Annotated in this window: 10 protein-coding genes; 1 reads left to right on the top strand and 9 read right to left on the bottom strand. The window is 42.6% G+C overall.

All coding sequences use genetic code 11. From position 1 onward, the window contains the following. Positions 1-132: 132 nt before the first annotated feature. The 6 genes from ACTNB3_RS05490 to ACTNB3_RS05465 form a co-directional block, all read right to left on the bottom strand. Entirely contained in the window at positions 133-1,287 is a 1,155-nt protein-coding gene (locus ACTNB3_RS05490; RefSeq protein WP_427807190.1) for a double-cubane-cluster-containing anaerobic reductase, read from the bottom strand. 47 nt (positions 1,288-1,334) lie between these two features. Then, on the bottom strand, positions 1,335-2,081 hold the full coding sequence (locus tag ACTNB3_RS05485; protein ID WP_427807189.1) for an acyl-CoA dehydratase activase: 747 nt from the start codon (positions 2,079-2,081) through the stop codon (positions 1,335-1,337). Positions 2,082-2,226: 145 nt separating this feature from the next. Next, positions 2,227-3,231, bottom strand: a complete 1,005-nt coding sequence (locus ACTNB3_RS05480; protein WP_441024728.1) for a LacI family DNA-binding transcriptional regulator — start codon at positions 3,229-3,231, stop codon at positions 2,227-2,229. Positions 3,232-3,658: 427 nt separating this feature from the next. Then, positions 3,659-4,423, bottom strand: coding sequence for a MerR family transcriptional regulator (locus ACTNB3_RS05475; RefSeq protein ID WP_441024726.1), 765 nt, complete (start codon positions 4,421-4,423; stop codon positions 3,659-3,661). Positions 4,424-4,577: 154 nt separating this feature from the next. Next, a complete protein-coding gene (locus ACTNB3_RS05470; RefSeq protein ID WP_441024732.1) occupies positions 4,578-5,351 on the bottom strand; it encodes a DUF445 domain-containing protein in 774 nt (257 codons plus the stop codon). Positions 5,352-5,507: 156 nt separating this feature from the next. Then, on the bottom strand, positions 5,508-5,765 hold the full coding sequence (locus ACTNB3_RS05465) for a hypothetical protein (RefSeq protein ID WP_441017743.1): 258 nt from the start codon (positions 5,763-5,765) through the stop codon (positions 5,508-5,510). A 375-nt stretch (positions 5,766-6,140) separates the two neighbouring features. Here ACTNB3_RS05465 and ACTNB3_RS05460 point away from each other — a divergent pair, with 375 nt between their 5' ends. Then, a complete protein-coding gene (locus tag ACTNB3_RS05460; protein WP_441024725.1) occupies positions 6,141-6,638 on the top strand; it encodes an ECF transporter S component in 498 nt (165 codons plus the stop codon). Between the two features lie 164 nt (positions 6,639-6,802). Here the strand turns inward: ACTNB3_RS05460 and ACTNB3_RS05455 are convergent, their stop codons facing one another. The 3 genes from ACTNB3_RS05455 to ACTNB3_RS05445 all read right to left on the bottom strand — a co-directional run bounded on the left by ACTNB3_RS05455 (position 6,803) and on the right by ACTNB3_RS05445 (position 10,122). Further along, the gene (locus ACTNB3_RS05455; protein ID WP_427807183.1) at positions 6,803-7,813 is read right to left on the bottom strand and encodes a GGGtGRT protein; all 1,011 of its coding nucleotides are present in this window, start codon (positions 7,811-7,813) and stop codon (positions 6,803-6,805) included. 75 nt (positions 7,814-7,888) lie between these two features. Beyond that, positions 7,889-8,581 (bottom strand): iron-sulfur cluster assembly scaffold protein, encoded by a 693-nt coding sequence (locus ACTNB3_RS05450; protein WP_427807182.1) that lies wholly within the window; start codon positions 8,579-8,581, stop codon positions 7,889-7,891. A gap of 110 nt (positions 8,582-8,691) precedes the next feature. Further along, complete coding sequence (locus ACTNB3_RS05445) at positions 8,692-10,122, bottom strand: GNAT family N-acetyltransferase (protein WP_427807181.1); 1,431 nt, start codon at positions 10,120-10,122, stop codon at positions 8,692-8,694. Positions 10,123-10,135 lie beyond the last annotated feature (13 nt).

The following is a 10,135-nucleotide window of genomic DNA, read 5'->3' as shown; positions in this document are numbered from 1 at the left end:
TTTTTTTTTTTTTTTTTTTTTAATTTTTTTATTTTAATTTATTTTTTAAATTGTTATTTAGTGGGGAAATGGTTATTTAACAAAATTTTGTTAATTTCACCGTGTCCCCCTGTCTCTTCCCCTGTCTTTCTTCTAAAGCATCTCAATAAATGCAGCAATTCTTGTCTCAATCTGCCCGCTGTCTGTGGTGGAATAGTCTGTCTCCAGTTTCATATAAGGAATGCCCAGTTCTTCTACCATCCGGCCCATCTGAGCTGCTTCCACATTAAAAGTATGGCAAGCCTGAAGAACGACCTCGATCACGCCGTCTACTTTATATTTTTCAATCATTTTCTTTGTATTTTCCAGTCTGCCTGAATTGGTTGTCATGACAGAACAATTGATTGCAAGATAGCGGTCTGCGATTGCCTGTAAAATGTCTTCTGCCTCTACATCAACCAACAGCTTGTTTGTACGCTCTCCGCCGCAGTCATCCAGACAAACAAGCACTCCGCCGTTATTCTCTATAACCATTCCGACTTTCTGAATGACACCGGCTGACGGACATCCGGTGAGAAGGATTCGTTTCGCTGTTTCCGGGACCGGACGTTCCCCTGCTTCATACGCTTTTTTCGCTTTTTCAACGAGGGCTTCAATATTTACGATCTGCTGATCCAGATCAAATGTAAAGGTTCCCTGCTGAAGGGCAAGCATCATATCTGTTCCTTTCAGTGCCGGAGGGCAGCTTTCCTGCAGTTCATACATGCTGCAGAGCGCTTTTCTCAGCCGGTTTCTCTTGGCAGCCGCCTCGCGCAGCTTTTCATCGGTGATCTCCACATCAAACTTCTCTTCCAGGCGTTCTTTCAGAAGCCGAAGCTCTTCGCACCAGATCTTATTTGCATAGGCGCGTTCCTGACTCTGCGGAAGATGGAGCACATACGTTTCTTTGAGTTCATTCAGAAGCTCATACATCTTCTTTTTACCATCACAGGTCGTCTCGCCAATGATCATATCTGCAAAATAAGTATACGGACATTTCTGTGAGTATGCAAACCCATAGGTACTTTTAATCAGCGGGCAAAGATTCTTCGGAAGAACCTTCTCAGCATCCGCAATCGTCTCGTTACTTGTACCGCAAAGTCCCACCGTTGCGACACCGGCTGCATCCATCAGTTCGGAAGGCGTGTAGGAGCAGAGACAACCTGCCAGTTTCCCCCCATTTTCCTTGAATTCTTTTACCTTCAAAAACCCGGCTTTCCGCGCGTCAACAAATTCGTCAAATGTTTTCGGTAATTCAAATGCTTCCATTTATTCTTGTTCTCCTTTGTCTTTCATTATTCCGTTTGATGTGCCATTTATTCCGCCATCAAAGCTGCCCCGACTGCACCTGCATAACGTGCAAGCGGTGCACTTGAAACCGGTGCTCCAAGCGCTTTCACCAGTCGTTCGATGATATATTCGTCTTCGCAAAGACCGCCTGTCAGAAAATACTGTTCAGCCGGAACCTGAGAAATCAGCTGGACCACTTTCGTCACAACCGACTCGATCACGCCATATGCAATGTCTTCTCTTGGCGTGCCTTTTCCGATCAGACTGATTACTTCTGACTCTGCAAACACGGTGCACATAGAGCTGATCGTGATCGGATTCCCCTTGCGCGCGAGTTCGGAAAGCTCATTCTGTGTGAGCCCCAGTCTGTTTGTCATGACCTCCAGAAACTTTCCGGTTCCCGCTGAGCATTTATCATTCATAATAAACTTCATGACTCTTCCTTTTTTCAGGGAAATCCCTTTCGTATCCTGACCTCCGATATCAATAACAGTACCGTCTTCATGGAACAAAAATGCTGCCCCTTTTCCATGACAGGTAATCTCGGTAATCACATCGTCTGCATAAGGAACCGAAATTCTTCCATATCCGGTTGCCACATATCTGGCATTTTCCTTGGTAATCCCCTCATTTTTAAATGTTTCGTAAATTTCTTCTGCCGTTTTTCTGCTGTTGAATCCTGTGTTCAACAAAAGTGTTCTGACAACTTCTCCTTCATTCATCACAACTGCTTTTGCCGCACTGGACCCAATATCAATTCCTACTTGATACATGCTTCCCTCCAACTTTTTCTTAAGTTTTTACGCATTTTATTTTACGCTTTATATCCAGTGTATGCTTCTGAAATTCATTCGTCAAATCGATAAATTCAATATCTTAATAGATAGATTCTATAAGTAAACAATCCCTGATCCATCGTTATTTCACAGAATCCCGAAGGACAAGTTCGATCCGCTCTTTCCCAGGATTTACAGTCTCATCACGCATCAGAGCATATAGCATTTCCACTGTTTTCACTGCACTCTGCAGAGGATTCATCTTCACAACCGTAAGCCCAGGTCTCATGAGCGGCGCAAAAATATCATCTCCAAAACTTGCCACAGACACATCCCCAGGCACCAAAATCCCCATATCCCCTAGATATCCCATCGCTTCCGCCGCATGATACTCATTTGCGAAAACCAGCAGTTTTTCCTCAAATGCCTCCCTGGCAAGGTTCTTTTTATAAAAATCAATCCTGTTGTCCCTATCAGACGGCAGTTGGAGATATTTAACCTGGACAGATGCAGCCTTTTCATTTTGAAATGCCCGCTTCATCCCCCGCCAGTATGCATGGGCATTTTCATCGTCCATAAAACAGACACTCCTGTGTCCGTAGTTCAGAACATATCTGCCCATTAATTCACCAGCCTCCAGCTCCGTCTCCACTGCATTTCCAATCTTCGCCGAAATCACAGGTATCTCACATCTGCTGCGGACACTCTCTTCCATTTTCCCTTCAAATCCGGTCAGAATGATCCCTTCCATTTTCCACATCATTGCCAGACGCAGAATTTCTTCTTCCGAAACAGCAAAATGCAGAAGCATATAGCAGCCACACCTGTATATCTCCTTCTCTACTTCCCGGATCCACAGCGCAGCTTCTCCTGCTTCTGCATTTTTAAAATTTTTGCCTATCATGACACCGACTACACAAGAATATTTGCCTGAAAGCAGCCTGTTTCCCATACTCGGAACATACTTTTTCTCTTCAAGAAGTCTCTGTACCCTCTGCACGGTCTTCTCCGAAATTCGTTCCGTTTTTCCCAATGCGACATTCGATACCGTCGTCGGACTCACCCCTGCTTCCGCAGCAATCTCTTTGATTCCGACCCTTGTTGTTCTGTTATGACAGTCCTTATCTTTATTCTTTATCGCTTTCACATGGCATCCCCCCTCGTAAGTTTACTCTAACCAAGTATACATCCTTTTTCGTAATATTCAGGGTTTGCGACAAAATTCGATGCAAGACGATAAAATTCGATAATAATGGGGGACGGGTGAGGTCACCCGTCCCCCAGTCACTTATCTACATTTAAAATCAATCGGACTGTCAATCAACGTTGCAGCCTGAAATTCATGTTTCTGGTCTTTACAGCAGTTTTGATTATTCATCACAAAAATCCTTTCTCTTTTAACATATGACAAAGGTTGAGAATTGTGATAATTGAAATAGATATACTTTTGACATTCTTTTATTACAGAGATTCATACTGTTAAAATGATTTGAAGAAAGATAGCCTACCACTGATGAAGTATATTTGCAAGTAATAAAAAAATAAGGTGGCTGAATATCCAGCCACCTTATCTTTTACATTCGATCCGCCCAAAATTCTATTGCCGTTTTCAGGAATTCTGCGCATCCTGTCTGCTCTTTATCATAATACTGCCGGAATCTCTCGTCCGCCACATACATGCCAGCTACACCTTTGTGCGCTTCAGCCGAATAACTCTTCCACGTTGACATAAGCCATCCTTTATGCAGTTCCACAATGTGCTTCGCTTCCTCGCTGTCCGCTCTGACACCTTTCCTCACACAATCCTGAAGACTTTCTCTGATTTCTCTTTCCAGTTTCTGAAAATGTTCCCATTCATTTTCCGTCATATTCAACATATTTCTGTTGGAGGCATCCACTTCCTCATCTCCATATTTTTCACGCACTTCCCTGCCATATTGTTCTTCATTTTCCCGAACCATTTTTTCTTTAAATGCCTGGAATTTTTCCGGATCACTCATCACCCATTCTCCTTTCATTGCCGATATTGTCTGTTTCACTGTACCGATCAGCGATTCCAGACGGTCACGCTGTTTTTCCAGCTCTGCGAGGTGTTCTTCCAGTGCCCGCATCCGATCAAAATCATCCTCGCAGAGCATCTTTTTAATACTCTTCAGGTCAAATTTCCTTTCTCTGTAAAATAGAATCTGTTGCAGGATATCGACTTCCTTTTCCCCATAATAACGGTATCCCGCCTCAGTTACATAAAGGGGTTTCAGAAGCCCGATTTCGTCATAATAACGTAAAGTCCGTGCACTGACTCCCGCCATCTGCGACAACTCTCTGATACTGTATTCCACGCTTTTCACCTCCGGTATAAAGGATACTGCTTGACGCTGCGTCAAAGTCAATAGGTAATTGCAAAAATATTATAATCCTTTTGAGGGACGGGTACCCCAAAATGCACAAAAGAAGAAGTACTCCACTTCAAAGTACTTCTTCCCATCCATTTCACTAAATCAATATATTCAACATCCCCAGAATCGCACCTACCAGCGCCCCAAGATTTACGATCGTATCCAGTTCTTTCTTCATAACAGAAAGCACCATCTTCTCCAAATCGTCAATACTCATTTCACTGACTTTCTCTTCAATAATTCCGGCAATATTCAAATTGCTGACCAGATTTCCTGCTGCCGATTCTATCGCCGTCTGGTACAGTGACGACACCATCCCGCGCACGGAATCCTGTGAAACATTCAGATTATCGCACAATTCCAAAATGCTTTTTTCTTCCAGTGCGGCCAGTTTTCTGCTGATCTCACCTTTAATGTAATCCGCCCCGCTTACCTGGATATAATTGACAATTTCGCCTCCTACCGGCTGAATCAGAGAATTTAGCATCTCATCGTTCAGGAACATTTCCAACATAGTCCCTTTTGTCTTTGATTTTACTGCTTTTCCTGCCTCTTCAACAATTATATGTTCCAGATTCATGTTCTGTACTGATTCCAGAATCTGATCCGTCAATAAGTTTGTGACTTTTTCCTTCACATTTGTGTATTCTTCTTCGGGGCAAATCCTGTTAATAGAAGTATGAAGATTTGTCGACAATCCATCCATTATTTTTTCCACAACTGCATTTTCGGTTTCGTCAGACAAGATTTTCTTTTTCAGATCTTCCTCAGTGAGAAGCGTATTTGCCACAATATTTCCAATTGCTTTTGCCAGTCTCGGTTTTCCTTTTGGTATTGCTCCCGGGGTAAACGGAAGTTTGTGTCCCCAGATTTTGATTTCTTTTAGGGTAAAACAGCATTTTTACCGCAATATAGTTTGTACAATATCCGATGACTGCCCCAATAAGAGGTCCTGCCAATTTTTCCAGTATCATCCCTCAGTTCCTCCGATACATTTCATTTTCCTATTTTTTCACATCAAGAAGATCTATTCAGCCAACTGAACATTTCTTAGATCGATCCATCCAAATCCATCTTTTAATCTTCCCCAGAGAACATTTCCCTTACCGCGTCGGATTTCTTCCAAGTCAACCGGAATCTTCTTGTCCTGTATACTCCACAAATCAACATATTCTTCACCCGGACCAGTATAAGTCTTTTTTGAATCGCAGAATAAGTTTACTTTACATGGTGCCCCATGTTCTTCAATTGTGTCCCACATCTTTTCATCATCAGTCAGTGCCATTTCAATTTCCTCCATTTCACTTTTTTATGAATCGGTTTTTATTTCGTTTTTAAATTATTTACAATTAAATTATTATAGCATTAATTATATGCTTGTCAAGTAGTAATGTAAGGAGAAATCATTGTATTTTGAAAGAGAAATGACCAATCTCAGTCGGACAGAAATAACCTGAGCGGGTGACTATGTACACGCCCCCCAGTCACCCAAAACTGGACTGTAAAAATTACATAAAATTGGCTATTCTTATTTATATACTTTCCATGTATAATATTTTTCATTATTTTATAAAGGAAATCAACCGGGAGGTATATAGAATGGTTACGAATAAAGTAAAGGAATTAGTTATCACAGCATTTTTCGCTGCAATTACATTCCTTGGAATACAAGCATTTCGAATTCCGCTGCCGGGCAGCGATAGGCACACCCTTTGTACATTTTGGTCATGTTTTCGTAGTGATGGGTGTTCTTCTGCAGAACGGTAAAAAAGGCGCTGTATCGGGAACGCTTGGACTTATCATCTTTGATATCCTAAATGGATATATGCAGGATGTTCCTCAGGTATTTATCGAAACAGTTGTCAAATGTCTGATCATCGGAGTGATATTTGCTTCTCTTAAGGAAAAAGCGAACGGCGATAAGAAAAAAGAATACACAGGTGCAATTATCAGTGCAGTCATCTACGGATGTATGAATGTTCTGATCGAGCTGGTCATGGGTACTGTAAAGATGATGATCCTCGGAAATGGACTCGCAGCTGCAATTGCAGGCTCTGTAATCTCAATTCCAGCAACTGTCATCAATGCTGTATTTATGGTTATTGCAATTGCAATATTATATCAGCCTGTGAAAAAAGTATATGGGAGAATCAGTTAATTACAGGATTCAAATCATTCTGTAATCTTCTGCTTTTCAAAAAAGGAATCGCTTCACAAAGTAATCTTTCTTCGTGGAGTGATTTCTTTTACTTTGACATTAAAAGAAGTGCTAAGAAAAAACTCTTAGCACTTCATAAAGCTTTATTATATGCGGTTTTTCAATTAGAATCTTCCAGCCTTCTTAGCTTCTTCGATAGAAACTGCAACTGCTACCGTCATACCAACCATCGGGTTATTTCCCGCACCGATAAGTCCCATCATTTCTACATGAGCCGGTACGGAAGAAGATCCTGCGAACTGTGCGTCAGAGTGCATACGTCCGAGTGTATCCGTCATACCATAGGAAGCCGGTCCTGCTGCCATGTTGTCCGGGTGAAGGGTACGTCCTGTACCGCCGCCTGAAGCAACTGAGAAATATTTCTTGCCCTGTTCGATACATTCTTTCTTGTATGTACCTGCAACCGGATGCTGGAAACGTGTCGGGTTTGTAGAGTTACCTGTGATAGAAACGTCTACGCCTTCTTTGTGCATGATTGCAACACCTTCACGTACATCGTTTGCTCCGTAGCAGTTTACTTTAGAACGAAGTCCGTCAGAGTAAGCGATTCTCTGAACTTCTTTCAGTTCTCCTGTATAATAATCGTATTCTGTCTGAACGTATGTGAATCCGTTAATTCTGGAAATGATCTTTGCAGCGTCTTTTCCGAGACCGTTCAGGATAACACGAAGCGGTTTTTTACGAACTTTGTTTGCTTTTTCAGCGATACCGATTGCGCCTTCAGCTGCTGCGAATGATTCATGACCAGCAAGGAATGCGAAGCAGTCTGTATCTTCTTCCAGAAGCATCTTTCCAAGGTTACCGTGTCCAAGACCTACTTTTCTCTGGTCTGCTACAGAACCCGGGATACAGAAAGCCTGAAGGCCTTCACCGATTGCTGCTGCAGCTTCTGCTGCTGTGTCAACATTTTTCTTAATTGCGATTGCTGCACCTGTGATATATGCCCAGCATGCATTTTCAAAACAGATCGGCTGAATAGCCTTAACCTGATTATAAACATCAAGTCCGGCATCCTTTGTAATCTTTTCTGCTTCTTCCAAAGAAGCAATGCCATAGCTGTTTAATACTTCATTGATTTTATCAATTCTTCTTTCATATGATTCAAATAAAGCCATTTACTTGTCCTCCTGATTTATTTTAAGTTACCTGATATGTACAAGCGGCACCAATTCTTAAGGCGACACTAATGATTAAGCTTTACGTGGGTCGATGATCTTAACAGCGTCAGCTACACGACCATACTGTCCCTGAGCTTTCTCCCATGCTACGTTTGGTTCGTCTCCGCCTTTGATGAAATCTGTGAATTTGCCAAGGCTTACGAATTTGTAACCGATGATCTCATCATGCTCGTCCAGTGCGATACCTGTAACATATCCTTCTGCCATTTCAAGATAACGAGGACCTTTTGCAAGTGTTCCATACATTGTACCAACCTGAGAACGAAGTCCTTTACCAAGGTCTTCCAGACCTGCGCCGATCGGAAGTCCGTCTTCAGAGAATGCACTCTGAGTTCTTCCGTAAACGATCTGTAAGAATAACTCTCTCATTGCTGTATTGATAGCATCACATACAAGGTCTGTATTCAGTGCTTCCAGAATTGTCTTGCCCGGAAGAATTTCAGATGCCATAGCTGCGGAATGAGTCATTCCTGAACATCCGATCGTCTCAACCAATGCTTCCTGGATAATACCATCTTTAACATTCAAAGTCAGTTTGCATGCTCCCTGCTGCGGTGCACACCAGCCAATTCCGTGTGTCAGACCAGAAATATCCTTTACTTCTTTTGCTTTAACCCATTTCGCTTCTTCCGGAATCGGAGCCGGTCCGTGATTTGCACCCTGAGCTACCGGACACATCATTTCTACTTCATGTGAATAAATCATGTTAAAACTCCTTTCAAATGTAAATGATTTCTTCCTATAGTGTGTTTGACATATTTTTAACACCCCATATATGTCTTTATTTTCGCATAATTTTCGACATTCGTCAATCATTAGTTTGTACAAAGATTCCAAAAATCACTGTCTGTTTTGTAGGCTTTTATCTCCTCCATTGTAAATGGTGCGGTGATCCAGCCACGCTCTTCCTTCTGCTGTTCATCATCCCGATAATGATAGGTCATACCGATTTCAATACCGTCCTTGTCCACGAAGAAATTGTCATAATAACGGTTATCAAGGATCTCTCCGCTCAGGATTTTCCGATACTGTGACGTCTTCAGCGCATCTACTACGATCGAATTCGGTGCTTCTTCTTTCATCCGTTTCTTCCATTCTTTTATAAATTCCGTATCTACATTGATGATTTCACTCGTTTCATAGATTTTTCCGTCTGACAGGCGGATGTTTCTCGTTCTTAGATCCTGATATCTTGCATTTTTGTTTCCTGCATAATAATCATCCGAGAAGACTACGCTGATAAAATCTTCTCCCGCGTATGTCACACGATAAGTCACCTTACTTGCGAGGATCGGAGAGTCTTCTTTCATCACCGCCGCTTTCATATCATCGCTGGCCTTAAGATACAGCGCATTGACCGTACTCATCGCACAGTTTTTCAGTTCCTCATTAACCTTCGCAATCTGTTCTCCTTCCAGCCCCTGGATCTGCGGATACTTCACATCGAACTGGGATGTGATGCTTCCCTCACTTTTCGAGGATTCATAAGAATAAGACTCCTCCGTAATCGTGTAGGGCAGGTTCTCCGCCTGGTAACATTCGATTCCATCAATTCCTTCCCCGGTCTCTTTTTTCGTCTCTTTCTCCGTTTGATCCGTTTGACCCCCATCGCTTAGGAATGGATTTTTCATTCCTCCGCCATCCATAATTCCATCCTGAACCATCGTAAATACTCTATACGCTGTCGTTCCGACACCTATTCCCAGAAGTACCACAAGAGCCAGGATAGCCAGCATCAGGAATTTTCCTCTGCGTTTTGCTTTTTTCTGAAGCCGGATTTCTTCCGCACTCATCGCTCTTTCCATCGGAACGTAACGGACTTGGTTTTTCACCTGCTCCGGAGCCACTTCATGGAATCCAAGCCGCCTGTAAAATCCTTCGGCCTGAGGCGCCGCATGAACCGTCATCTTCGTTATTCCAAATGCCACAATACAGAACTGCTGCAGGGCAACAAAGAGCAGCCTTCCGATTCCCCGTCTCTGCCAGTTCTTCCCGACAAACAGAAGCGCAATGTGCCCGTCAGTCTGCACAGCACCGACTCCGCAGAGCTCCTGTCCTTCCATTGCTCCGAACACAATCAGTTGTCCGCTCTGCACCTTCGGCATAAAATTCTCATATTTAATAAATTTCTGAAATTCTTCTACACCTTCCCTCGAATACGTCGGTGCAATATCAGCAGCAAACACATCCCATACCAGATGCAGTCCTTCCAGTATTTCCTCATTTTCCAGTCTTTTAATTATCATACGCTTTACCTCT

This window comes from Bariatricus sp. HCP28S3_D3, assembly GCF_052065755.1.
Classification (GTDB): Bacteria; Bacillota; Clostridia; order Lachnospirales; family Lachnospiraceae; genus Allocoprococcus.
The sequence above is the reverse complement of the archived record's forward strand: the minus strand, read 5'-3'. Positions and strand labels throughout refer to the sequence as shown.

Coding starts and splice junctions, on each gene's coding strand:
- ACTNB3_RS05490 (WP_427807190.1), bottom strand. CDS start 1,287: ATGGAAGCATTTGAATTACCGAAAACATTTGACGAATTTGTTGACGCG.
- ACTNB3_RS05485 (WP_427807189.1), bottom strand. CDS start 2,081: ATGTATCAAGTAGGAATTGATATTGGGTCCAGTGCGGCAAAAGCAGTT.
- ACTNB3_RS05465 (WP_441017743.1), bottom strand. CDS start 5,765: ATGGCACTGACTGATGATGAAAAGATGTGGGACACAATTGAAGAACAT.
- ACTNB3_RS05455 (WP_427807183.1), bottom strand. CDS start 7,813: ATGGCTTTATTTGAATCATATGAAAGAAGAATTGATAAAATCAATGAA.
- ACTNB3_RS05450 (WP_427807182.1), bottom strand. CDS start 8,581: ATGATTTATTCACATGAAGTAGAAATGATGTGTCCGGTAGCTCAGGGT.
- ACTNB3_RS05445 (WP_427807181.1), bottom strand. CDS start 10,122: ATGATAATTAAAAGACTGGAAAATGAGGAAATACTGGAAGGACTGCAT.